The organism is Pseudomonas sp. FBCC-B1667, assembly GCF_059133255.1.
This window is the reverse complement of sequence record NZ_CP101437.1, coordinates 1781717-1805979: the sequence shown is the minus strand read 5'-3', so window position 1 is coordinate 1805979 and position 24263 is coordinate 1781717. Positions and strand designations below refer to the sequence as shown.

Sequence of the window (24263 nt, the reverse complement as noted above, 5' to 3'; positions counted from 1 at the left end):
CACAATCCATGGCAGAAACCCGGTAGTCAAAAAACAAAGCCCGGCACGGGGCCGGGGCTTTTCATTACTGTTGGTGCAGGCTCAGCTTAGTTCAATGCGATCCGCATGAATCACGATCTGGCCATTCTTGTACAGCGCACCAATAGCCTTCTTGAAGTTGCCCTTGCTGACGCCAAACATGCTGGTGATCACTGTCGGATCGCTCTTGTCGCTGACCGGAAGGCTGCCGTTGTTTTCACGCAACTTGGCGAGGATCTTCGAATTGAGGCTGGTCGCGGCTTCTTCGCCCACTGGTTGCAGGCTCAGGCTGATCTTGCCGTCGGCACGGACTTCCTTGATAAAGCCCTTCTCTTCTTTGCCGGCGCGCATGAACTTGAAGATTTCGTTCTTGTGGATCAGGCCCCAGTGCTTGTTGTTGATGATTGCCTTGAAGCCCATGTCGGTCGCTTCGGCCACCAGCAAATCAACTTCCTGGCCCGGTGTGTAGCTGGCCGGGGACTTGTCCAGATAGCGGTCCAGCCGTGCGGTCGCGGTGATGCGACGGGTGTGCTTGTCGAGGTAGACATGCACCACCACATATTCACCGGCGGTCATCTGGCGTTTTTCTTCGGAGTACGGCAGCAGCAGGTCCTTCGGCAGACCCCAATCCAGAAACACGCCGATGCTGTTGACTTCAACGACTTTCAAACTGGCGAATTCACCGACCTGAACTTTCGGCTTTTCGGTAGTTGCAATGAGTTTGTCATCGCTGTCCAGATAAACAAAAACGTTGAGCCAGTCTTCATCTTCGCTGGGAATATCTTTGGGAATATAACGATTAGGCAAGAGGATTTCGCCGTCCGCCCCACCGTCCAGATATAAACCGAAGTTAGTGTGTTTAACCACTTGCAAACTGTTGTAACGCCCGACTAAAGCCATTTCAAATACCCTCATTACGTGGGCAGCATTCTACCCGGTTTTGCGGACAGCGTTAGGCGGCCGGCCCGGTGGCGGGCGAAAATACTGGGCAATCCTTGATTTTCCTGAGGAGCTGACCCGCACGGCTTCGCCGCTCGTCAGCCCAACGCGGCGCTTTTGTCCCCTGCCAACCCACCCGAGCATGGGCCAATTTCATCAACGTTCTTAGTTAAAACAGCGTGTTAGCGACCTGTTTCTGATAGTGCCCCGAGATAAATAACGGTCCTGCACTGTGTGTTTTGAGGGGATATTAGCCAAGCAATTGTCAAGTATTTCCTGTACGATGCCTGGCCAAGTTAATTTTCTAAAGGTTAATGGCCGCCATGCGTGTAAAAGCATCCAACAGCAAAGCAAAGCCAGCTCCAGCCGTTGAAACCAGCGAATCGATCAACAACCAGATCGCTGCGTTCCTCAAGTCCGGTGGTGAAATACAGCAAATTGCCAAAGGCGTCAGCGGCCAGACATTCGGCCCGTCCAAGCAGATCACGCTCGGCAAGAAGTAACCCCCCCTGCTTTAACTGGTCCCAAAGCGCTTTGAGCTTCGAAGCGCTTGGACTGGAACCCTCCCGTAACACGCCGCCAAACCCATCAAAGTTTCAAAAATCGACGAACGGCCCTCAATGCCGGGCATTCGCCGGTATCCTTGCACACGTCTAGAACAAGCGTTTCAGTAGGTTTTCGATTCCTGCTCCTCGCTGTCAATGGAGTGACGCATGCTCAACCCCTTTCTCCTGCTGCTCTGTACCTTGCTGGCTTGTCCGCTCGCCAACGCACAAGTCTTCCAGCGTGAACTGGGCGACTTCGACCTCAAGCTCGGTACTTCGCCCAGCCGCAGCATGGCCCAGGGACTCGTCAAACCGTCCAGCACCGGCTCATTCCATGGTGGTCTCGACCTGACCCACGACAGTGGCTTCTACGTCGGCCAGTGGGCACCGAGCATGGGGTTGAGTCCGGGCAAAAACCTTGAAGTCGATTCCTACGCAGGGTTTAAACAACCCTTCGATCAAACCCTCGGCTACGAAGTCGGCATGATCCACTACAGCTATCCGAAAGTGGACACCCTCGACAGCCAGGAACTCTTCGGCGGCCTGACCCTGCTCGGCAGCCGTTTTGGTGCCGCCTTCAGCAACGACCCGGACAAACTGAACAAAACCGTATTCGCCGACCTGGGTGGCAATCAGCCGTTCGGCATCGGGATCAGCATGAAATACACCACCCACCAGCTCTACACCCCCGTGTCGGTCGACGGTGGATACGTCGGCAGTTTTACCGATTGGTCGGTGCAACTTTCCCGGCCGTTCATGGGCATCGATCTGGACCTGATCTACAGTGACTCCAACCTCAGTGGCAGCAACTGTTCAGCCTATTCCGGGCACAACGGCCAATGCGACGGGTTAGTCACCCTCAAGGCTGAACACGCGTTTTATTGAACGGCTGAACTGCCGGGCTCATCCTGCGTTCACATGAGAACCTACGCTCGCTTTTGCAAGGACTCGCCCATGTCGCGCTGGCTAATTCGCTTTGCCGCCTTGATCATTTTGAGCCTCGTTCTCGGCGCATGCAGCCGTGTGGGCCTGGCCTACCGTAACCTCGACGTGATCATTCCGTGGACACTCAGCGACTACCTGGACATGAACGGCGAGCAAAAAGGCTGGTTCAACGAGCGCCTCAAGGAACACCTGAGCTGGCATTGCACCACGCAACTGCCGGGTTATCTGGAGTGGCTGGACCGCTTGCAGACCATGGTCGAAACCAACCAGGTAACCGACGCCGCCCTGCAAACCCGCACCCAGGAAGCCAAAGCTGCCATCGCCCAGACCGCTCGGGAAATCACCCCGTCGGCCATCGAATTGCTACAAGGACTGGACGACAAGCAAGTCGCGGAAATGAACGATGCCTTCGCCAAGGACTTGCGCAAACGTCAGCAGGAATACCTCAAACCGTCCCTCGACCTGCAGATCAAGCAACGCGCTGAACGCATGGAGAAACGTCTGGATGACTGGCTTGGCCCGCTGAGCAACACCCAGCAACAACGGGTGGTCAGTTGGTCAACTGCCTTGGGAGATCAGAACACTCAATGGATCGCCAACCGCGCGCATTGGCAGACGCAGTTCAGCGCGGCGGTTGCCCAGCGCCAAAGTCCGGAATTCCCACAACGAATCGAGACGCTTCTGGTCAATCGCGAGAGTTTGTGGACACCCGCCTATCGTCAGGCCTACGCCAACACCGAGGCTCAAGCGCGTGGGTTGATCGTGGATTTGATGGCCGAGAGCACGCCAGCACAGCGTCAGCGGTTACTGAAGAAAATCGAGGGCGTGAGGAAAGACTTCAACGACCTCAAATGCCTAAAGGCCGCCAAGCAATCTTAAACCCAACACAAATCCCCTGTGGGAGCGAGCAAGCCCGCTCCCACATTGGTTTGTGGTGAGGTTCAGGCAATCTGCGCTTTAGACGCCACCTGATCAAACGTCGTTTCATCCAGCGCATCTGCCTGCTCATCCAGCACCTGCCGCGGATGGTCATTCCCCGGAATGCTGCTGTCGATCAGGCTCAACAAACTGGAGCCGCGCGGCGTCAGAATGTAATTCGAGCCGGAACCGCCCTGATCCTCAGGCCGCGGTTCGATATAGCCCCGGTCCAGCAGCAGCTTTTCGTACTCGCCCGCCACCGCTTTGAGGTGATCGAGGTTTTCCGTCTGCTCGCCTTCCGCCGATTTCTCCGCCGCGTACTGCTCGGCATAGGGCCGTGGCGTGAAGCTGCTGGCACCGTTTTGCACCTCGTGCAGCAAGCGTTCAATCAAATCCCAGTTATAAGTCGTCATCCTGATTCAACCTCCAGACCGCATGAGTGAGAGGGCCTTCTTAAGGTGTGACCGGCACCGCACGCAGCCGTTCAGCCAAGGCACTGAACAGCACCGACCGGCGGTATGTCGAATCCGGTACAGGTCAAACGACTAGGCTGTGTAAGTCACCTCCCCGCCCCCCGCAGGAGAAAAGCCAATGAACATTCAGAATCATCCCGTCGTATCCCGCGAAGAATGGCTCGCCGCGCGAAAACAACACCTGGCCCACGAAAAAGCCTTCACCAAGGAGCGGGACAAACTCAGCGCCGAACGCCGCGCCCTCCCCTGGGTGAAAATCGACAAGGACTACCACTTCCAAGGCCCCCACGGCGAACTGAAACTGGTCGACCTGTTTGGCGGCAGAAGCCAACTGGTGATCTACCACTTCATGTTTGCCGCCGGATGGGACGAAGGCTGCCCTGGCTGCTCGTTCTTGTCTGACCACATCGACGGCGCCAACCAACACTTGGCTCACCATGACATCGCGGTCGTGGCGGTTTCCCACGCACCGTTCACCGAATTCCAGGCCTTCAAACGGCGCATGGGCTGGAAATTCGATTGGGTTTCATCGGAAGGCTGCGATTTCAACTACGATTTCGGCGTCTCTGCCCGGGCCGAAGAGGTGGCTGCTGGCAAAGCAACCTACAACTATGAAAAAACCGACGGCGCCGAAGAAGAACTTCCCGGATTGAGCGTGTTTTATCGCAATGAAGCGGGCGATATTTTCCACACCTATTCCACTTATGCGCGGGGTCTCGACATGCTGGTCGGCGCCTATAACTACCTCGACCTGACGCCCAAGGGCCGTAACGAACAGGAGATCATGGAATGGGTGCGGCATCACGACCGCTATGAAGAAAAGGCCGCAGCCAGCTGCTGCCATGGGGACTAGCTTCATAGACCGAGGCGCGGCCATCGCAGGCAAGCCAGCTCCCACAGTGGATTTGCGTACACCACCAATCCCCTGTGGGAGCGAGCCTGCTCGCGATGAGGCCCGCCCAGTCAACGTTCACTGAACGAACCAGACGCCAAGGCCCCAGACATGAACGTCACCTTGAAAACCCTCCCCCCAGCCCGCGTCGCCTACCTACGCTACACCGGCCAGTTCGGGTAATGCGTAAACATGCTGTTCACAACGCCCGCTAACAAACTGAAACTCCACCAGATACACCTTGGAAGTTTCCTGGTACGGGGGAGAAAAGCGCTGCCGGGAGACGCGGTATTTCTCAGGACGAACTTGTCCTACAGCGGAAGGCGTATGAACTTTCCGAACCTCGCAGCCTCAACCGATTAACCGCCCAACACGGAACCCGAGGCCTCCCATGAAAACCCTTCTGACGCTTACCCTCGCCACCACCCTCGCCTGCGCCCTCCCCGTTTGGGCCTGCACCCCCGAGGAAGCCACCGCCAAGCGCGAGCAACTGGCGCAGGAAGTGGCCAAGCTCACCGAACAGAATCCGGCCAAAGCCAAGGAGATCAACGCCGAGCTGCAGAAGATGGACCTGGGCACAGCCAGCAAGGATCTGCCGGACAAATGCCAGCTCATCGATCAGCGCTTGAAGGAATTGCAGACGGCGGACAAGAAAGCCGAAAGCTGATCAACCGACAAATCCCACGCATAAAAAAACCGGACATCAGTCCGGTTTTTTTGGGTCACGACAACGGCTTATTCAGCCGCTGGCGCTTCCGGCTTGCGGCGCTTGAGCGGCGCCATGCCGTCCTTGCTGACCAGCGACAGAGCGTCGGTCTTCGGGCGGTTGGCGATTTTGCGCTTGGTCGGTGCCTTGGCGCCGGTTTTCTTCTTGTCGCCTTTGGCGTCGACTTTTTTCTTCTTCACGCCGACGGCTTTACCCGAGGCCTTGACCTTTTTCGGTCCGCCGTAGGTGCCTTTGACTTCCTTGATGGTGCGGCGCTCGAAGCTCTGCTTGAGGTAGCGCTCGATGCTCGACATCAGGTTCCAGTCGCCGTGGCAGATCAGCGAGATCGCCAGGCCTTCGTTGCCCGCACGGCCGGTACGACCGATACGGTGAACGTATTCGTCGCCGCTGCGTGGCATGTCGAAGTTGATCACCAGGTCCAGGCCATCAACGTCCAGGCCGCGTGCGGCGACGTCGGTGGCGACGAGGATCTTCACGCCGCCCTGCTTCAGGCGGTCGATGGCCAGTTTGCGGTCTTTCTGGTCTTTGTCGCCGTGCAGCACGAACGCTTTGTATTCCTGCGCCACCAGACGACCGTAGATGCGGTCGGCCATGGCCCGGGTGTTGGTGAACACGATGGCCTTCTGATAGGTCTCGTTGGCCAACAGCCAATTGAGGATCTGCTCTTTATGCACGTTGTGGTCAGCGGTGATGATCTGCTGACGGGTGGTCGCGTTCAGGTCGCTGACGTTGTTGACCTGCAGGTGCTCAGGGTTGTTCAACACCTTGGCCACCATGTCGCGCAGGCCCGAACCGCCGGTGGTGGCGGAGAACAGCATGGTCTGCTGGCGGTTGGTGCATTCAGCTACCAGACGCTGCACGTCATCGGCAAAGCCCATGTCGAGCATGCGGTCAGCTTCGTCGAGGACCAGTACTTCGACTTCTTTCAAGTCGAGGTTGCCGGCGTTCAGTTGCTCGATCATCCGGCCCGGCGTACCGATCAGGATGTCCGGCACCTTGCGCAGCATGGCGGCCTGGACTTTGAAGTCTTCGCCGCCGGTGATCAGGCCGGACTTGATGAACGTGAACTGGGCGAAGCGCTCAACTTCCTTGATGGTCTGCTGAGCCAGCTCGCGGGTCGGCAGCAGGATCAGGGTCTTGATGCTGACGCGGACTTTCGCCGGGCCGATCAGACGGTTGAGGATCGGCAAAACGAACGCAGCGGTTTTGCCGCTACCGGTTTGCGCAGTCACCCGCAGGTCACGCCCTTGGAGCGCCAGCGGAATAGCCGCTGCTTGCACTGGCGTTGGCTCGACAAATTTAAGCTCGGCCACGGCTTTGAGCAGGCGTTCGTGCAGGGCGAATTGGGAAAACACGGGTGCTACCTCGAAGAAATGCAAAAAAACAGCTGCATAGGTTACCGGTTTCGAGCGCCCAGGCCGAGTTTCTTTACGAAACCGACGGTAAACAGTGGCTTTTGGTTGCCTGATTTGTCTTCAAACGTCATGCAAACCCTCTTAAATGCTCTAATCGACCGATCGTGTCCTTCAGGAGAATTGTTGTAGCCCATGGATATCAAACAGCTCTGGTTCAACGCTCAAGACCTTTGGGGTGCCCTCGACCAGCACCCGCTCGTGCATTCAAGCCTGGCGCTGATGCTGTTACTGGTCATTGCGCTGGTCCTCGGACGAGTGGCGCGTTACCTCATTCTTCACGCGACCAAAATGCTCGGCCGCCAACCGGCGCTGCACTGGATCAACGACTTCCGGCACAACAAGGTCTTTCATCGCCTCGCGCAGATGACGCCGTCGCTGGTGATCCAGTTCGGCTTGCACCTGGTGCCGGAGCTGAGCAAAACCAGCCTGAATTTCCTCGGCAACGTCGCGCTGGCATTCACCCTGCTGTTCATGCTGCTGGCGTTCAGCGCCCTGCTCAGCGCCTTGCTGGACATCTACGCGCGCACCGAACACGCCCGTACCCGCTCGATCAAGGGGTATGTGCAACTGACGAAAATGGTCTTGTATGTGCTGGGTGCGATCGTCATCGTCTCCACCCTGATCGACCGTTCGCCGCTGTTGCTGCTGTCGGGGCTGGGTGCGATGTCGGCGGTGATTATTCTGGTCTACAAGGACACCCTGCTGTCGTTCGTGGCCAGCGTGCAATTGACCAGCAACGACATGCTGCGGGTAGGCGACTGGATCGAAATGCCGCAAGTCGGCGCCGACGGTGACGTGGTCGACATCACGCTGCACACGGTGAAGGTGCAGAACTTCGACAAGACGATTGTCTCGATCCCGACCTGGCGCCTGATGTCCGAGTCGTTCAAGAACTGGCGCGGCATGCAGCAGTCCGGCGGTCGACGGATCAAGCGCAGTCTGTTCATCGATGCCAGCGGCGTGCGTTTCATCCGTGATGACGAAGAGCAGAAGTTGTCGCAGGTGCATCTGCTGACCGATTACATCGGGCGCAAGCAGGCCGAACTCAAGGCCTGGAATGCAGCGCAGGGCAATGTGGCCGCCATGTCCGCCAACCGCCGGCGGATGACCAACATCGGGACTTTCCGTGCGTATGCGCTGGCGTACTTGAAGAGCCACCCGGAGATTCAGCCCGGCATGACCTGCATGGTGCGGCAGATGCAGACCACCGCGCAGGGCATTCCGCTGGAGATCTACTGTTTCACCAGCACCACGGCGTGGGCGGATTACGAGCGGATCCAAGGGGATATTTTCGATTATCTGCTGGCGGTATTGCCGGAGTTCGGGTTGAGTCTTTACCAACAGCCGAGCGGTGGGGATTTGCGGGCCGGGTTGTTGCCGGCGATGCTGGGCGCAAGCCACATTCCCGAAGCCGAAAAACACATCATGTAACCACCACAAACCAAATGTGGAGCGGGCTTGCTCGCGAAGGCGGAGTGACAGTCAACATTCATATCGACTGACACTCCGCCTTCGCGAGCAAGCCCGCTCCCACATGGACTTGCATTGTTTGCGAGATTGGCCGGTTACTTGGCCTGCCGCTGCGGTGCCTTGTGCACCATGGTGTAAGCGTAATCCACGCCCATGCCATACGCGCCGCTGTGCTCCAGCACCAACTCCATCACCGCTTCGTAAGTATCCTTGTGTGCCCAGTCACGTTGGTACTCAAGCAGAACCTGTTGCCAGGTGACCGGCACCGCACCCGCCTGAATCATCCGCTGCACCGACATGTCGTGCGCTTCCTTGGTGGTGCCGCCAGAGGCGTCCGTGACGATGTACACCTCGTAACCTTCAGCCAACGCTTCAAGTGCCGGAAAGGTCAGGCAGACCTCTGTCCACAGCGCAGCAATGATCAGCTTCTTGCGGCCAGTGGCTTTCACCGCGTCAACCAGTGCCTTGTCTTCCCAGGAGTTCATCGAGGTGCGCTCGATCGGCTTTTGCTCCGGGTGAACCGCCAGCAACTCTGGCCAGATGTAACCGCTGAAGCTTTCAGTTTCCACCGAGGTGTAGAGGGTCGGTACGTTGAAAATCTTGGCGGCCTTGGCCAGACCCACCGTGTTGTTTTTCAGCGTCTGACGGTCGATCGACTGCACGCCAAACGCCATTTGTGGCTGGTGGTCGATCAGGATCAGGGCGGAGTTGGTTGGGTTGAGCAGTTCACGAATAGACATGGCGCGTTCCTTTTGATGTCGATTTTCAAAGTGAGTAATGGGTGAGTCGACGTTGCCGTCAGCGGCGTTGTCGTCGGCTTGGATGTCACTTTAGGGGCTGGCATGGAAAGGGACAATTCCCTAAAATCGAGAATCATTGATTCTAAAATAGGGACAATCATGGATCGCATCGAATGCATGCGCGCCTTTGTCGTCACGGTCGGCGAGAACGGTTTCGCCGCGGCTGCACGGGCAATGGATGTACCGCGATCAAAAGTCAGCAAACAGATTCAGGCGCTGGAGGAAGCTATCGGCGTTCAACTGCTGCAGCGCACCACCCGCAGCCTGCACTTGACCGAGGCTGGCGCCGAATACTTCGACGCAGCACGCGAAGTGCTGGCGTCGCTGGATGAGGCCGAACAGCGTGCGCGTAACGGCATTGGCGAGTTGCGCGGGGTGTTGCGGGTCAACGCGCCGATGTCCTTTGGCTTGCGCCGACTGGGGCCACTGATCCCGCTGTTCCATGAGCAGCACCCGAACATCGAGTTGCAACTGGTGCTCAGCGATCAGCAGGTGGATCCGGTGCGCGGTGGTTTCGACGTGACCATCCGCATTGCGAGCATGCCCGACTCGACGATGATCGCCCGGCAACTGGCGCCGGCCCCGCGCATCATGGTGGCGTCCCCGGCTTATCTGGCGCGTGCCGGCACACCGCTGACGCCGCAAGACTTGCGCGCCCATCAGTGCCTCAACTACGGATACCTGCAAAGTGGCGTCAGCCTGCAATTGTGCAATGGCACGGAAACTCAGCGGGTCAACGTGACCGGCCCATTGCACGCCAACAATGGTGACTTGCTTGCTCAGGCTGCCGAAGCCGGCATGGGCATCGCCCTGCTGCCCAATTTCATTGTCGAGGATGCGTTGGCGGCCGGCCGCCTGGTGCCGGTGATGTGTGAATGGCAGGCGCCCGCGATCACGATCAACGCGGTGTACCCTTCGGCACGTCGGGTCCCGCAGAAGACTCGGACGTTTATTGAGTTTTTGGTCTCGCAGCTGGCAGAGAAATAACGCCGATCCCTTGTAGGAGGTTATGTGGCGGTCAGAGGTTTGCGGACACCCAACCGACTGATCCACACCGCCATCAGAATCACCGACCCGCCGAGGAACAAACGCCCCAGCTCCTCATGCTGATTCCAGATCAGCAGATTGATCAGCAACCCCACCGGCACATGCAGGTTGTTCATCACCGCCAGCGTTCCGCCGTTCACCCTGCACGCGCCCTTGTTCCACCAATACAAACCCAGCGCAGTCGAGACCAGGCCGAGGAACACCAGCACGCCCCATTGCAGCGGCGCTTCGGGCAGAAAGTTCTGTTTGCCGAACAGCAGGAATGCCGGCAATGCCACCGCCAATGCGCCGAGATAGAAGTAGCCGAAGCGCCGGTAATGCGGCAGATCGCTCGGATGGCGCGCCACCAGGTGTTTGTACAACACCTGCCCGGCCGCGTAGGTAAAGTTGGCCAGTTGCAGCAGCAGGAACCCCATGAAGAAATCCGGGTTGATCCGGTCGTAGCGAATCACCGCCGCGCCCATCACCGCCACCAACGCGGCGACCAATGCCCACGGATTGAAACGCCGGTTCAGCGCGTCTTCGATCAGGGTCACATGCAACGGTGTGAGGATGGTGAACAGCAACACTTCCGGCACTGTCAGCACGCGGAAGCTCAGGTACAGGCACACGTACGTCACGCCGAACTGTAACGCGCCGATCAACAGCATGCCGCGCATGAACGCTGGTTCCACCGAACGCCAGCGCGTCAGCGGGATGAACACCAGTCCTGCCAGTACTACCCGCACCAGCACTGCGAAATAGCTGTCGACGTGACCGGCCAGGTATTCGCCGATCAAACTGAAGGAAAACGCCTGGATCAGCGTGACAAAAAGTAGATAGCCCATGCTCGCCTCGTTTTGAATGGCGGCGACGATACACACAAAACCATTGTTGGAGCGAGCCTGCTCGCGAAAGCGGTGTGTCAGTTAAAGGAGATGTTGGATGACACGACGCCTTCGCGAGCAAGCCCGCTCCCACAGGGGATCTGGGTATTCATGAAATTCCGGGCAAAAAAAGGTTCTTCACGGAATCCCGGGAAACACAGAAACAAGAACGCCGATTTGATTGATGATGTTCGTGCGAGCAAACACATCTAACAAACCGGCGTTCTTATGCGCGATATTAATACTTTCCTTCCTTTTTGGGAGGGCTTTTCTGTCGTCACCATCAAGCCTGATGGCGATGCCCTACAGATCGATCTGACTCCTCACGCCACTCGATTTCCTTCCTGTGGCGGCTGCCAAAAAATCTGTTCAACCACGCATGAGTATTGCGAGCGAGTCATTCGTGATTTACCCATTCTCGGTCGTGCGGTGCGCCTGAGCGTTTTGCTCCGGCGCGTTGATTGCCGCGATTGCGGCAAACGCATGGAGGCCGTCAGTTGGCTGGATCGCTATGCCCGTATGACACGTCGTCTGGCAGAGGCGGTCATTCAAGCCTGTGAACGCCTTCCCACGTTGCACGTGGCGCAGATGTTTGGGCTGCATTGGGAGACCGTTCGGTTGCTGGAGCGTCGAGCCTTGCAAGCAGCATTGAGCATTTTGCCAAAGGCGCAACCGAGACGTTTGGTGATGGACGAGTTCGCACTGTTCAAAGGTCATCGTTATGCCAGCGTTGTCCTGGATGCGGATACACGGCGGGTGCTGTGGATCGGCGAAGGCCGCAGCCGGGCGGCGGTCAGGCCATTTTTCGAAGAGCTGGGGCCAGAGGGTTGCGCTCGCATCGAAGCGGTGGCGATGGACATGAATACCGCTTTTGATCTGGAGGTTCGTCAGCACTGCCCGCAAGCACGCGTGGTCTACGACCTGTTCCATGTGGTGGCCAAATATGGCCGAGAGGTGATTGATCGGGTGCGCGTCGACGAAGCCAATCGACTGCGTCATGACAAACCGGCCCGAAAGGTCATCACGCAGGCGCGATGGCTGCTTCTGCGTAATCCGCAGAACCTGAAAACACCGGAACAACAGGTTCGCCTGGAGGATCTGCTAGCGGCTAACCAGGCATTGATGACGGTCTATTTAATGAAGGCCGAACTCAAAACGCTCTGGACGCCGAGTACTGCCTGGAGCTGGAGATCAGCATGGAAGCAATGGCTGCGCCATGCTCATGAAAGCGAAATACCTGCTCTGATCCAGTTTGCCAAACGGCTAAAGGGTTACTGGCGAGGCATCGTGAGCCGGGTGCGCTGGCCGATGCACACCGGTCAGTTGGAAGGAATAAACAATCGAATAAAGGTCATAAAGCGGATGGCTTACGGTTACCGGGATAGCGAGTTCTTCTTTATGAAGATCAAGAGCGTCTTTCCCGGTAATCCGTGATGAACCAAAAAAAAGCCCGATCTCGCTAAAGCGTTCAATCGGGCGACAGCACTCAGGAGCAACAAGTGCAAAGGGAGGTTCGTTGCGCGTAAAGCCTTGAAGGGGTTGCGCCAGGCCACTTGAACATCAAGGGATTATCTGGCGATTAAAGGGTCAGGCGACCTGGGAAAGCTTGGCGTTGGCCTGGTTCAGGCCCTTCTCCTGGAAGTCACCGCCCAGGTTCATGCCTTCGGCGTGAATAAAAGTCACGTCGTGGATGCCGATGAACGCCATGACCTGACGCAGGTACGGTTCCTGGTGATCCGCGGTGCTACCGGCGTAGATCCCGCCGCGAGCGGTCAGCACGTAGGCATGCTTGCCGCTGAGCAGGCCTTGCGGGCCGGTATCGGTGTACTTGAAGGTCACGCCGGCACGCAGCACGTGGTCGAGCCAGGCTTTGAGCGTGCTGGGGATGGCGAAGTTGTACATCGGTGCGGCCATGACCAGCACATCGGCGGCCAGCAATTCATCGGTCAACTGGTTGGAGCGCTCCAGCGAAGCCTGTTCGATGTCGCTGCGTTGCTCGGCGGGTTTCATCCAGCCGCCCAGCAGGTTGATGTCCAGGTGCGGCACCGGGTTGACGGCCAGGTCACGCACGGTGATCTGATCGGCCGGATGGGCGGCTTTCCACTGACTGATGAAGGTCTGGGTCAGTTGACGGGAAACCGAGTCTTGCTGACGGGCGCTGCTTTCGATGATCAGGACGCGTGACATGGGATGTAGGCTCCATCTGAGAATGCTGTAAGGCGATGGAGTGAAGGTTAAACAGAGTCATATCGATGAAAAAGCGCAAATAACTGCTATAACCCATCAATAAATTCGTTTATAAGCTGAGCATACACCTGTAGGAGCTGAGCTTGCTCGCGATAGCGGTGGTTCAGCCGAGATCAAGTTAAATGACACACCGCTATCGCGAGCAAGCTTAGCGCCTACAAGGAATTGAATTCATTTCGGGGTGCAGGTCAGCTCGATACGCAGCTTTATAATGCTGCGGGTGAACTTCGCGGTGGCATTTTTATGTTTGCCAGCGGGCACATCGATCTTGCGGGTACGTGGTGCTTCCGGGCCATTGATGAACACCGCCTTGCAGCTGACATCGACGTCACCGTAGTTAGCCACCCGGATGGAGCCGATGTCGTTATCCGTGTCGAAGGTCTCGTAGTCGACTTTCAAGCCGTTGAGGTCTTTCTTCACATCGATCGGATAAGCAAATGCCGTCAGCGGCAGCAGCGCCAGCAGCACACAACAGAATTTATTCATTCAGCAGTCTCCATAAAGGGCTGCCAGCTTAGGACAAGAGGAGCTATTCATGAAAGCGCCCCGCGTGACCCTTGATCAATGGCGAACATTGCAGGCCGTGGTCGACCACGGCGGTTTCGCCCAGGCCGCCGAAGCGCTGCACCGTTCGCAATCGTCGGTGAGCTACACCGTGGCGCGCATGCAGGACCAGCTCGGTGTGCCGCTGTTGCGCATCGACGGTCGTAAAGCCGTGCTCACCGAAGCGGGTGGCGTATTGCTGCGCCGCTCGCGGCAACTGGTGAAACAGGCCAGCCAGCTGGAAGACCTGGCCCATCACATGGAACAAGGTTGGGAAGCCGAAGTGCGGCTGGTGGTTGACGCGGCGTACCCGAGCGCCCGCCTCGTGCGCGCCTTGACCGCCTTCATGCCGCAAAGCCGCGGCTGCCGGGTTCGCCTGCGTGAAGAGGTGCTGTCGGGGGTGGAGGAAGTCCTGCTCGAAGGCGTGGCCGATCTGGCAATTACCGGATTTAGCATTCCGGGTTATTTGGGCGCGGAATTGAGCGACGTCGAATTCGTCGCGGTTGCCCACCCCGACCATGCGTTGCATCGTCTCAACCGCGAACTGAATTTCCAGGACCTGGAAAGCCAGATGCAAGTGGTGATCCGCGACTCCGGTCGGCAGCAACCGCGAGATGTCGGCTGGCTCGGGGCCGAACAGCGCTGGACCGTCGGCAGCCTGGCCACCGCCGCTACGTTTGTCAGTAGCGGCCTGGGGTTCGCCTGGCTGCCACGGCACATGATTGAACGAGAACTCAAGGACGGCACGCTCAAGCTGCTACCGTTGGATCAGGGCGGCAGTCGCAACCCGAGCTTTTACCTGTATTCGAACAAGGACAAACCCTTGGGACCGGCGACGCAGATTCTCATCGAACTGCTGCGCACCTTCGACACCGCACCGCTGGATGCACCTTTCGCCGCCCCTGAACAAGCCTGACAAGGAGTGAATGCATGGCCTATTTCGAATATGAAGGCTGCAACCTGCACTACGAGGAATATGGCCATGGCACGCCATTGCTCCTGGTCCATGGATTGGGCTCCAGCACACTGGACTGGGAAATGCAGATCCCGGCGCTGTCCGCGCGCTACCGGGTGATCGTTCCGGATGTGCGCGGCCACGGTCGTTCCGACAAACCCCGCGAGTGCTACAGCATTGCCGGTTTCAGCGCCGACCTGGTCGCGCTGATCGAACATTTGAACCTCGGCCCGGTGCATTATGTGGGGCTGTCGATGGGAGGGATGATCGGCTTTCAACTGGCCGTGGACCAGCCGCAATTGCTCAAGAGCCTGACCATCGTCAACAGCGCGCCGGAGGTCAAGTTGCGCAGTCGCGACGATTATTGGCAGTGGTTCAAACGCTGGAGCCTGATGCGTGCCCTCAGCCTGGGCACCATCGGCAAGGCCCTCGGCGGCAAGCTGTTCCCCAATCCGGATCAGGCTGACTTGCGTCAAAAAATGGCCGAGCGCTGGGCAAAAAACGACAAACATGCTTATCTCGCCAGCTTCGATGCCATCGTTGGCTGGGGGGTTCAGGAACGACTTTCGAAGGTCGCCTGTCCAACCCTCATCGTCAGCGCCGACCGTGATTACACGCCGGTGGCGCTGAAGGAAACCTATGTAAAACTGCTGCCCGATGCGCGGCTGGTGGTGATCGCGGACTCGCGCCACGCCACCCCGCTGGACCAACCCGAACGCTTCAACCAAACACTGCTCGAGTTTCTCACCGCAGTCGATACCACCCCAATCAGGATCACTGACCCATGCTGAAAAAAATCGCCCTCGTCGCCGGTTCCGTGCTGTTTGCCGCCAACCTGATGGCTGCCACGCCAGCCAAGGCACCGCACGTATTGCTGGACACCACCAACGGCCAGATCGAAATCGAGCTGGACCCGATCAAGGCGCCGATCAGTACCAAGAACTTCCTTGATTATGTGAACAGCGGCTTTTACAACAACACGATCTTCCACCGTGTGATTCCGGGCTTCATGGTCCAGGGCGGTGGTTTTACTAAAGAGATGTCGCAAAAAGAAACCAAGGCAGCGATCAAGAACGAACACAAGAACGGCCTGGTCAACGTTCGTGGCACCTTGTCCATGGCCCGCACCTCGGCGCCTGATTCGGCCACCAGCCAGTTCTTCATCAACGTCAAGGACAACGATTTCCTCGACAGCGGTGATGGTTATGCCGTGTTCGGTAAAGTCGTGAAAGGCATGGACGTGGTGGACGTCATCGTCAACTCCCCGACCACCACCAAAATGGGCATGAAAGACGTGCCCGCCGATCCTGTATTCATCAAGTCGGCCAAGGTCATCGACTAAGCTACACAGGAAGTCTTGAGCGGTTGCCGGCCTGCGGCACCGCTCACTTTGTTCAAAGGAGAGCCCGTGCGCGGGCGGAGAACTGATGCTTTATCGCCGTTTTGAAAAACTGATCGACGTCTTTCGTGATGCACCGACGGCGGCTCCGCCGGATCGGGTTCTCCCTTTCTATACCTATTACCTGAAGCAGGTCTGGCCGAGTTTCGCCGCCCTGCTGATCGTCGGCCTGTTTGGTGCGCTGATCGAAGTGGCGCTGTTCAGCTACCTGAGCCGCATCATCGACCTCGCCCAAGGCACACCCAACGTCAATTTCTTCAAGGAACACGGCATCGAACTGGCCTGGATGGCGGTGGTGGCGCTGATCCTGCGCCCGGTGTTCGTTGGCCTGCATGACTTGCTGGTACACCAGACCCTGAGCCCCAGCATGACCAGCATGATCCGCTGGCAGAACCACAGTTACGTGCTCAAACAGAGCCTCAATTTCTTCCAGAACGACTTCGCCGGGCGCATCGCCCAGCGCATCATGCAAACCGGCAACTCGTTGCGCGATTCGGCGGTGCAGGCGGTGGACGCGCTCTGGCATGTGCTGATCTACGCGATCAGTTCGCTGGTGCTGTTTGCCGAGGCTGACTGGCGCCTGATGATCCCGTTGCTGAGCTGGATCGCCGCGTACATGGGTGCGCTCTATTACTTCGTGCCCCGGGTCAAGGAGCGTTCGGTGGTGTCATCCGATGCGCGCTCAAAACTCATGGGTCGGATCGTCGACGGCTACACCAACATCACCACGCTGAAACTGTTCGCCCACACCAATTTCGAACAGCAGTACGCCAAGGAAGCCATCGAAGAACAGACCGTGAAGGCGCAACTGGCCGGCCGCGTGGTCACCAGCATGGACGTGGTCATCACCAGTATGAACGGCCTGTTGATCGTCACCACCACCGGCCTGGCACTGTGGCTATGGACGCAGTCGTTGATCACCGTGGGCGCCATTGCCCTGGCCACGGGCCTGGTGATCCGCATCGTCAACATGTCCGGCTGGATCATGTGGGTGGTCACCGGCATCTTCGAAAACATCGGCATGGTTCAGGACGGTTTGCAGACGATCTCGCAACCGGTCAGCGTGACCGATCGCGAAGAGGCCAAACCGCTGGCCGTTGCTCGCGGTGAAGTGCGTTTCGAGCACGTGGATTTCCACTACGGCAAAAAGAGCGGGATCATTGGCGACCTCAACCTGAACATCAAGGCTGGCGAAAAGATCGGCCTGATCGGTCCATCCGGCGCCGGCAAATCGACCTTGGTCAATCTGCTGCTGCGCCTGTATGACGTGGAAGGCGGACGAATCCTCATCGACGGCCAGAACATTGCCGATGTCGGCCAGGAAAGCTTGCGCGAGCGCATCGGCATGATCACCCAGGACACGTCGCTGCTGCACCGCTCGATCCGCGACAATTTGCTGTACGGCAAACCCGACGCCACCGACGCCGAACTCTGGGAAGCGGTGCACAAGGCCCGTGCCGACGAGTTCATTCCGTTACTGTCCGACGCCGAGGGCCGCACCGGTTTTGATGCGCATGTCGGTGAGCGCGGGGTGAAACTTTCCGGTGGCCAGCGTCAGCGGATCGCGATTGCCCGCGTGCTGCTCAAGGATGCACCGATCCTGATCATGGACGAGGCCACGTCGGCCCTCGATTCGGAAGTGGAAGCAGCGATTCAGGAAAGCCTGGAAACCTTGATGCAAGGCAAAACCGTGATCGCTATTGCGCACCGGCTTTCAACCATCGCCCGGATGGACCGCTTGGTGGTGCTGGAAAACGGCAGTATCGCCGAAACCGGTACCCATGCCGAACTGCTGGCCCGTGGCGGGTTGTACGCACGGCTGTGGCAGCACCAGACCGGCGGTTTCGTAGGCATCGATTAACCCAAATCCCCCTTATTCCCTTGTAGGAGTGAGCCTGCTCGCGATAGCGGTCTGACATTCAACATGGATGTCGAATGACACGCCTCATCGCGAGCGCTCTCCTACAGGAACCTTTTACACACCAAAACCGCCACAGCCTTTCAACCACGGGCTCTGGCGGTTTTTTACAGGCACTGGATTTCTCTAAAAACCCTGCTGTACTCAGCCCAGGTTCTGGAGATGGTTCTGCAGTCCATCTACTGGATGAGATAGGCAGTAAAATCTCGAAAAGGCACGCTCTCATGTCTCTATTCAAACGTTCTGCGACAGAGTTAGTAGGCACGTTCTGGTTAGTGTTGGGGGGTTGTGGAAGTGCGGTGCTGGCCGCTGCCTTCCCAAATGTGGGAATTGGATTGCTGGGGGTGTCCCTGGCGTTTGGTTTGACCGTACTGACCATGGCGTTCGCCATCGGCCATATCTCCGGCTGTCACCTCAACCCGGCAGTGTCGCTGGGACTGGTGGTCGGCGGACGCTTCCCGGCCAAGGAGCTGCCGGCCTACATCATTGCGCAGGTGATCGGTGGAGTGATTGCGGCCGCGTTGCTGTACTTCATTGCCAGCGGCAAACCCGGTTTCGACCTGGCCGGGGGCCTGGCATCCAACGGCTATGGCGAACACTCTCCCGGCGGCTATTCAATGGCAGCAGGGTTTGTCTGTGAGCTGGTGATGACGGCGATGTTTATCCTGATCATCCTCGGTGCCACCGACAAGCGCGCCCCGGCCGGGCTTGCGCCTATCGCCATCGGTCTGGCGCTGACTCTGATCCACCTGATCTCGATCCCGGTCACCAACACCTCGGTCAACCCGGCGCGCAGCACCGGCCCGGCCCTGATTGTCGGAGGCTGGGCGATTCAACAACTGTGGATGTTCTGGGTCGCGCCACTGCTGGGTGCGGTGATTGGCGGCATTACCTACCGCTGGCTGGGCAAGGAAGACACTTAAGTAAGGCCCCGCACGAGGATCAGTCTTGCCGATAAGGCAAGGCGGTCCTCGCCTCCTCGGCATACGCCAGCACCCCCACGCGCTCTTGCTCCAGAAAGTCTTTGACCGCCGCTTTCAATCCCGCGTGACGCAGGTAATGCCAAGAGTGCGTGATCACTGGCTCAAAGCCGCGAATCAACTTGTGCTCGCCCTGGGCACCGGCGTCGAATCGCTGAAAGCCGTTGGCAATCGCATGATCCATGCCCTGATAGAAACAGGTCTCGAAGTGCAGACGATCAAACTCCGCCAGGCAGCCCCAGTAACGACCATAAAAACTGTCGCCGCCCACCAGGCTGAAGGCCATGGCGACCGGCCGTGAGCCCTGCTTGGCCAGCACTACGCGAATCGATTCCGGCATGCGCTCGGCCAGCAGGCTGAAAAATTCGCGCGTCAGATAAGGCCTTTGCCGACGCACCGCGTAGGTATTGGCGTAGCAGGCATAGACGAAATCCCACTGCGCCTGATCCAGTTGTCGACCTTCAAGCCATTCGAAATCAATGCCCTGCCCCGCCACTTGCTCGCGTTCCTTGCGCATTTGCTTGCGCTTGCGTGAACTGAGTGCGTCGAGGAAATCCTGAAAATCCCGATAACCGCGATTCTGCCAGTGGTACTGACAGCCAATTCGCTGCAGCCAGCCGGGTTGTTCACCCAACGCCGCGTCGGTAAACGGGTCGGTGAAATTGATGTGCGCGCTGGATAGTCCTTCGATCTCAAGGTAACCCGGCAAACTATTGAGTAACTCGAATCCGTCCTCGACGCTGGCCGCCAGCAACCGCGGGCCGCTGACCGGGCTGAAGGGCACGGCAGCCAATAATTTGGGGTAATAGTCGATGCCGGCTCGCTCGCAGGCATCGGCCCAGGCGTGATCGAACACGTACTCGCCATACGAATGCCACTTGCGGTAACTGGGCAGCGCGGCGATCAGCCGATCACCTTCGATGTGCAGCAAATGCTCGGGCTGCCAGCCGGAATGCGGACCGACACTGCCGCTGTCCTCCAAGGCACTGAGGAAAGCGTGGCGAAGAAAAGGCTGGCACTCGGGGACGAGCGCATCCCAGGTGTACGGTGCGATTTCGGACAGATTTTCCAAACGTTGCAGCGGCATCAACTTCCTCTCCACTTCTTGCGTGAAAGCCTCGCGAGTATCGCCTATCGCCATTCATTCCACACCCGTGTTTCGCCTGCAGGCCTGCGCAGGAAACGCTCAAACAGCCTTTATATCGTCATCGACACGCCATCACTTTGCCACTGCGCTGTCATAAATCGCCGCGATACTTACGCCTGTTTTTAGAGCGTCTGGTTATTAACAGACCACTGTTTTCCGTCCATCAATGGTCGGTTGTGCCCTGGATGGCTCAGTCATCCACTCTCATCTTCGGAGATTGATATGCGTCTTGCTTCCACGAAAACTGCGGCGGCCCTGTGTGGCGGGCTCCTGCTGGCCATGAGCGTTCAGGCCAGCGCCGCAGTCGACGCCAAACTGCTCGACATGCTCAAGGCTAACGGCTCGATCACCAACGCACAGTATGGCGAACTGCAAGCCGAACTGGCCCGGGATCAGAAAGACCAGCAAATCGCCCGTCAGGCTCAGCAAGAGACCAACGAGCAGATCGCACAAACTGCGAAGAAAACCGACACGCTAAGCGCCTTCGATCAGAAACTGGCCTGGGCGGCAAAGACCCAATTCAAGGGCGACGTTCGTTTCCGTGAAGAAACCGTTCACAACGACGGCGTGCCAAACAACAAGGACCAGGATCGCCAGCGCATTCGTGCCCGCCTGGGTGCCTACAGCGAAATCAACCCGCAAGTCGACACCGGTATCCGCATTGCCACCGGCAGCAACGACGACGCTCGCTCCACCAACCAGGACCTGAACAATTACTTCGACAAGAAGCAGATCTGGCTGGACCAGGGTTACGTCGACTACCACCCGGACGCGATCAAAAACCTGCACCTGGTTGGCGGCAAGATGCCGCAGCAATGGGTGAGCATGGGCGACATCATCTGGGATAGCGACATCAACCCGGAAGGCCTGTCAGCATCCTACAAGTACCCGCTGAGCGGCAGCACAGAACTGTTCGGCAGCGCCGGACACTACACCCTCAAGGACAACGTCGACGGCGAGGGCGTGCAGTTCAAACACGATTTGCGTCTGTACGCTGGCCAATTGGGTGCGCGCTTTGCCATCACCGACAGCCTGAAAATGACCTTGGGCGGCAGTATCTATTCGTACGACAACGACGCGACCAGCGCCTGCCCGACCACCGGCACCGTCACCGCGCCATGCGCCCTGGCCGTCAACGGCAACAGCCCGAACGAACGTTTCAAACTGTATGAAGGCTTTAGTCAGCTTGACATCAACAACCTGCCCGTACCGCTCTCGTTCTACGGTCAGTACGTCAACAACAAAGACGCGAGCAACGATCAGGACACTGGCTGGTTGACCGGCGTCAAGACCAAACTCTACGGCTTCGCTGTGGACTACAACTACCGCGATGTACAGCAAAACTCGGTAGTCGGCGCCTTCACTGACTCCGACTTCGCCAACGGTTTCACCGGTTCGCGCGGTAGCAAGCTGAAAGTGAGCTACGAGCTGGACAAGAATTTCAATCTGGGTGCGACGTACTACATGGCGACGTCTGACCAGACCAACGCCAGCATCAAAAAGAAAGATTCGGACATCAACACCCTGCAACTGGATGCTGAAGCGAAGTTCTGATTTATCCCGCTACACGACTCGGGCAAGGAAGCCCGGGTTGCTTTTACAGGCTGGCATGGATGGATTGATCCCCATCATCCGTTCGATTCATCCACGCGAGCCTGTTTCTTGACCCCCGCCATCAATCCACTCTGCTACGGAACATCCTTGCGACGTTCGGCAGCCAGACGTTCGGCCAGTGTATCGGCGTCCGGCACGGAATCCTCGGGCATGGCGCGCAATGTCGCCTGCATCACCCGCATCTGACGAATGAACCGCCGGCAATTAGGGCAGAACATCAGGTGATGACGCACCATCAGCCGCTCACGAAAACTCAACTGCCCGTCAAGGTAATCGCTGGAACGTGCCACTTGTTCCTTACAGGTCAGCATTCGCCGGTTTCCTCAAAATGTTCTACGGTCGCAAAGACCTTCAGCCGTGCCCGATGCAGCAGCACACGAACATTGGAGAGCGAGATTTCCAGAAGATTACAGATCTCCTCCAGCTCCAGCCCCTGCCGCTCGCGAAGTAATAACACACTGCTTTGCAGTTCCGACAGGCTGAGCAGCGTGTGTTCCAGGCACTCGCGCAGCTCGTTTTCGGTCAGTAGCGCTTCCGGGGTGTCCTGATGCCAGGCAAACGGCGCCACCAGCCAATGACCATCGCCGGGTGAAAAACGATCATCATCGATGGTGCCATGGGGCGACGGCAGGTCATCGAGGAGCACTTCACGACGGTTTTGTTTGTATCGACCTTTTGCCGCATTGGCGGTAATGGTCAGCAACCAGGTCTTGAGGCTCGAACGCGCCTCGAATCTGCTCAGGTTACGCACTACAGATAGCCATGCATCCTGGACGATTTCGTCGGCATGCCGGCTGCCCACAATCGCATAGGCCACCGCGCGCATGGCGCTCTGGTAAGTGCTGACTAATTCTTTGAAAGCCTTTTGCTCGCCGGCCAGTAATCGCGCAAGCAGTTGCGAATCGTCAGCCGCCATCAATCAATCCCCTTGTTCAGACGTCGAAAATGACGACGGCAAGACTTCGCCCGCTGCGCAGTCCTGCCGTCATTTCCGAAAACTACAGTGTCCTGACGGTTTCGACTGTAGGAAACGTCCTAACCATCCAATGAAAAAAGTTCGGCTCAACGCTTGCGCAGAATCACACTGCCAATCGAATAACCGGCGCCAAACGAACTGAGCACGGCGAGCGAGCCAGCAGCCAGATCATCCTGGTTCTTGTGAAACGCAATCACCGAACCGGCGGAGCTGGTGTTGGCGTAGGTGTCGAGAATCACCGGAGCTTCTTCTTCGGTGGCCTCGCGACCCAGCAGTTTCTTGACGATCAGGTGGTTCATGCTGAGGTTGGCCTGGTGCAGCCAGAAGCGCTTCACGTCACCAATGTTGAGTTTGTTCTCGTCCAGGTGCGTGGCGATCAGCTCGGCAACCATCGGGCACACGTCGCGGAACACCTTGCGGCCTTCCTGCACGAACAGTTTGTCCTTGGCACCGATGCCCTCTTCCGCGGCGCGGTTGAGGAAGCCGAAGTTGTTGCGGATGTTGTTGGAGAACTTGGTCAGCAGCTTGGTGCTGACGATGTCGAACTGGTACTTGGAGGTCGCCAGGTCCGCACGTTCGATGATCACGGCCGTGGCCGCGTCACCGAAAATGAAGTGGCTGTCGCGATCACGGAAGTTCAAGTGACCGGTGCAGACTTCCGGGTTGACCATCAGAATCGCCCGAGCCTGGCCCAGTTGCACGCTGTTGGCCGCTGCCTGAATGCCGAAGGTTGCCGAGGAGCAGGCCACGTTCATGTCGAAACCGAAGCCCTGGATGCCCAGCGCTTCCTGCACTTCGATGGCGATGGCCGGGTAGGCGCGTTGCAGGTTGGAGCAGGCGACGATCACGCCGTCGATGTCCGCGGCAGTCTTGCCAGCGCGCTGCAAGGCTTGTTCGGCAGCGCCGATGGCCATTTGGCAGAGCACCGACCATTCGTCGTTCGAACGCTCCGGCAGGCGTGGTGCCATGCGTTGCGGATCGAGAATGCCTTCCTTGTCCATGACAAAGCGGCTTTTGATGCCGGAGGCTTTTTCAATAAACGCAGCGCTGGACTCGGTCAAGGCTTCGACTTCGCCACGGGCAATGGCCTCGGCGTTGTCGGCGTTGAATATTGCGACGTAGGCGTTGAAAGACTGCACCAGCTCTTCGTTGGAGATGCTGTTGGCCGGGGTATACAGGCCGGTGCCGCTGATGACGACGTTATGCATGGTCGTTTCTCTAATCTGTTCAGGCAGAAAGCATTGGCACCGACGTACCAATACAAAAAGGGTCTGTTCCCGTCACGGGAAGCCGGACAGGCATCGCTTTATTCCGTCGCGCCCGGACCTTGAAAGGCTCAAAACCGCGGGGCCGGCGTTTATAGGCGCGAAGTTTGCCATAAACGTTAGATTTTGGCGCCTTTTGCGCGAGTAACGGCGTACCTAAAATG

The 24263-nt window shown here is 58.0% G+C and carries 24 protein-coding genes and 1 pseudogene; 14 read left to right on the top strand and 11 right to left on the bottom strand.

The genetic code is table 11. The features are described from left to right. Nucleotides 1–81 precede the first annotated feature (81 nt). Nucleotides 82–918 carry a CvfB family protein gene (locus tag NL116_RS08020; RefSeq protein ID WP_123433967.1) on the bottom strand — a complete coding sequence of 279 codons (837 nt, stop codon included), beginning with the start codon at nucleotides 916–918 and terminating at the stop codon, nucleotides 82–84. A 353-nt stretch (nucleotides 919–1271) separates the two neighbouring features. Between NL116_RS08020 and NL116_RS08015 the strand changes: the two genes are divergently transcribed. The 3 genes from NL116_RS08015 (at nucleotide 1272) to NL116_RS08005 (ending at nucleotide 3326) form a co-directional block, all read left to right on the top strand. Then, nucleotides 1272–1460, top strand: coding sequence for a PFL_1563 family small protein (locus NL116_RS08015; RefSeq protein WP_017337097.1), 189 nt, complete (start codon nucleotides 1272–1274; stop codon nucleotides 1458–1460). Between the two features lie 210 nt (nucleotides 1461–1670). Next, on the top strand, nucleotides 1671–2387 hold the full coding sequence (locus NL116_RS08010) for a TorF family putative porin (protein ID WP_494376719.1): 717 nt from the start codon (nucleotides 1671–1673) through the stop codon (nucleotides 2385–2387). Nucleotides 2388–2456: 69 nt separating this feature from the next. Continuing rightward, nucleotides 2457–3326, top strand: coding sequence for a DUF6279 family lipoprotein (locus NL116_RS08005; protein WP_494376718.1), 870 nt, complete (start codon nucleotides 2457–2459; stop codon nucleotides 3324–3326). Nucleotides 3327–3388: 62 nt separating this feature from the next. Here the strand turns inward: NL116_RS08005 and NL116_RS08000 are convergent, their stop codons facing one another. Beyond that, complete coding sequence (locus NL116_RS08000) at nucleotides 3389–3778, bottom strand: transcriptional regulator (protein ID WP_494376717.1); 390 nt, start codon at nucleotides 3776–3778, stop codon at nucleotides 3389–3391. 178 nt (nucleotides 3779–3956) lie between these two features. On the opposite strand from NL116_RS08000, the gene NL116_RS07995 reads away from it, so the two are divergent. Next, on the top strand, nucleotides 3957–4691 hold the full coding sequence (locus tag NL116_RS07995; protein WP_494376716.1) for a DUF899 domain-containing protein: 735 nt from the start codon (nucleotides 3957–3959) through the stop codon (nucleotides 4689–4691). Nucleotides 4692–5121: 430 nt separating this feature from the next. Continuing rightward, entirely contained in the window at nucleotides 5122–5397 is a 276-nt protein-coding gene (locus NL116_RS07990) for a hypothetical protein (protein WP_494376715.1), read from the top strand. Nucleotides 5398–5465: 68 nt separating this feature from the next. On the opposite strand, the gene NL116_RS07985 is transcribed toward NL116_RS07990, so the two are convergent. Next, a complete protein-coding gene (locus NL116_RS07985) occupies nucleotides 5466–6812 on the bottom strand; it encodes a DEAD/DEAH box helicase (RefSeq protein ID WP_027925824.1) in 1347 nt (448 codons plus the stop codon). 192 nt (nucleotides 6813–7004) lie between these two features. Here NL116_RS07985 and NL116_RS07980 point away from each other — a divergent pair, with 192 nt between their 5' ends. Then, entirely contained in the window at nucleotides 7005–8303 is a 1299-nt protein-coding gene (locus NL116_RS07980) for a mechanosensitive ion channel family protein (RefSeq protein WP_494376714.1), read from the top strand. A gap of 134 nt (nucleotides 8304–8437) precedes the next feature. On the opposite strand, the gene NL116_RS07975 is transcribed toward NL116_RS07980, so the two are convergent. Then, nucleotides 8438–9082 carry a hydrolase gene (locus NL116_RS07975; RefSeq protein ID WP_494376713.1) on the bottom strand — a complete coding sequence of 215 codons (645 nt, stop codon included), beginning with the start codon at nucleotides 9080–9082 and terminating at the stop codon, nucleotides 8438–8440. Nucleotides 9083–9241: 159 nt separating this feature from the next. On the opposite strand from NL116_RS07975, the gene NL116_RS07970 reads away from it, so the two are divergent. After that, on the top strand, nucleotides 9242–10129 hold the full coding sequence (locus NL116_RS07970; RefSeq protein ID WP_494376712.1) for a LysR family transcriptional regulator: 888 nt from the start codon (nucleotides 9242–9244) through the stop codon (nucleotides 10127–10129). A 20-nt stretch (nucleotides 10130–10149) separates the two neighbouring features. On the opposite strand, the gene NL116_RS07965 is transcribed toward NL116_RS07970, so the two are convergent. Further along, on the bottom strand, nucleotides 10150–11016 hold the full coding sequence (locus NL116_RS07965) for a carboxylate/amino acid/amine transporter (RefSeq protein ID WP_494376711.1): 867 nt from the start codon (nucleotides 11014–11016) through the stop codon (nucleotides 10150–10152). A gap of 267 nt (nucleotides 11017–11283) precedes the next feature. Here NL116_RS07965 and NL116_RS07960 point away from each other — a divergent pair, with 267 nt between their 5' ends. Next, nucleotides 11284–12489 (top strand): ISL3 family transposase, encoded by a 1206-nt coding sequence (locus NL116_RS07960; protein WP_494376710.1) that lies wholly within the window; start codon nucleotides 11284–11286, stop codon nucleotides 12487–12489. Nucleotides 12490–12642: 153 nt separating this feature from the next. Here the strand turns inward: NL116_RS07960 and NL116_RS07955 are convergent, their stop codons facing one another. Further along, nucleotides 12643–13242, bottom strand: a complete 600-nt coding sequence (locus NL116_RS07955; protein WP_494376709.1) for an FMN-dependent NADH-azoreductase — start codon at nucleotides 13240–13242, stop codon at nucleotides 12643–12645. A 231-nt stretch (nucleotides 13243–13473) separates the two neighbouring features. Beyond that, on the bottom strand, nucleotides 13474–13788 hold the full coding sequence (locus NL116_RS07950; RefSeq protein ID WP_494376708.1) for a 3-phosphoglycerate kinase: 315 nt from the start codon (nucleotides 13786–13788) through the stop codon (nucleotides 13474–13476). Nucleotides 13789–13837: 49 nt separating this feature from the next. Here NL116_RS07950 and NL116_RS07945 point away from each other — a divergent pair, with 49 nt between their 5' ends. The 5 genes and pseudogenes from NL116_RS07945 to aqpZ all read left to right on the top strand — a co-directional run bounded on the left by NL116_RS07945 (nucleotide 13838) and on the right by aqpZ (nucleotide 19040). Continuing rightward, entirely contained in the window at nucleotides 13838–14761 is a 924-nt protein-coding gene (locus tag NL116_RS07945) for a PA3225 family LysR-type transcriptional regulator (RefSeq protein WP_494376707.1), read from the top strand. Nucleotides 14762–14775: 14 nt separating this feature from the next. After that, nucleotides 14776–15581: pseudogene (locus NL116_RS07940) on the top strand (alpha/beta fold hydrolase). Nucleotides 15582–15584: 3 nt separating this feature from the next. Next, entirely contained in the window at nucleotides 15585–16142 is a 558-nt protein-coding gene (locus tag NL116_RS07935) for a peptidylprolyl isomerase (protein WP_494376706.1), read from the top strand. An 85-nt stretch (nucleotides 16143–16227) separates the two neighbouring features. Beyond that, nucleotides 16228–18060 carry an ABC transporter ATP-binding protein gene (locus NL116_RS07930; RefSeq protein WP_494376705.1) on the top strand — a complete coding sequence of 611 codons (1833 nt, stop codon included), beginning with the start codon at nucleotides 16228–16230 and terminating at the stop codon, nucleotides 18058–18060. Nucleotides 18061–18341: 281 nt separating this feature from the next. Beyond that, nucleotides 18342–19040, top strand: coding sequence for an aquaporin Z (gene aqpZ / locus NL116_RS07925; RefSeq protein WP_494376704.1), 699 nt, complete (start codon nucleotides 18342–18344; stop codon nucleotides 19038–19040). Between the two features lie 19 nt (nucleotides 19041–19059). On the opposite strand, the gene NL116_RS07920 is transcribed toward aqpZ, so the two are convergent. Further along, nucleotides 19060–20184, bottom strand: a complete 1125-nt coding sequence (locus tag NL116_RS07920; RefSeq protein WP_494376703.1) for a GNAT family N-acetyltransferase — start codon at nucleotides 20182–20184, stop codon at nucleotides 19060–19062. Between the two features lie 282 nt (nucleotides 20185–20466). Between NL116_RS07920 and NL116_RS07915 the strand changes: the two genes are divergently transcribed. Then, a complete protein-coding gene (locus NL116_RS07915; protein WP_494376702.1) occupies nucleotides 20467–21798 on the top strand; it encodes a putative porin in 1332 nt (443 codons plus the stop codon). Nucleotides 21799–21932: 134 nt separating this feature from the next. Here NL116_RS07915 and NL116_RS07910 read toward each other — a convergent pair whose 3' ends face one another. From NL116_RS07910 to NL116_RS07900, 3 genes are all read right to left on the bottom strand, one after another. Next, on the bottom strand, nucleotides 21933–22169 hold the full coding sequence (locus NL116_RS07910; RefSeq protein WP_494376701.1) for an anti-sigma factor family protein: 237 nt from the start codon (nucleotides 22167–22169) through the stop codon (nucleotides 21933–21935). After that, nucleotides 22163–22777 (bottom strand): RNA polymerase sigma factor, encoded by a 615-nt coding sequence (locus tag NL116_RS07905; protein WP_494376700.1) that lies wholly within the window; start codon nucleotides 22775–22777, stop codon nucleotides 22163–22165. Before NL116_RS07905 ends, NL116_RS07910 begins: the two co-directional genes overlap by 7 nt. Before the next feature lie 143 nt (nucleotides 22778–22920). After that, nucleotides 22921–24042: a beta-ketoacyl-ACP synthase III gene (locus tag NL116_RS07900; protein WP_494376699.1), complete on the bottom strand. Its 1122-nt coding sequence runs from the start codon at nucleotides 24040–24042 to the stop codon at nucleotides 22921–22923. Nucleotides 24043–24263 lie beyond the last annotated feature (221 nt).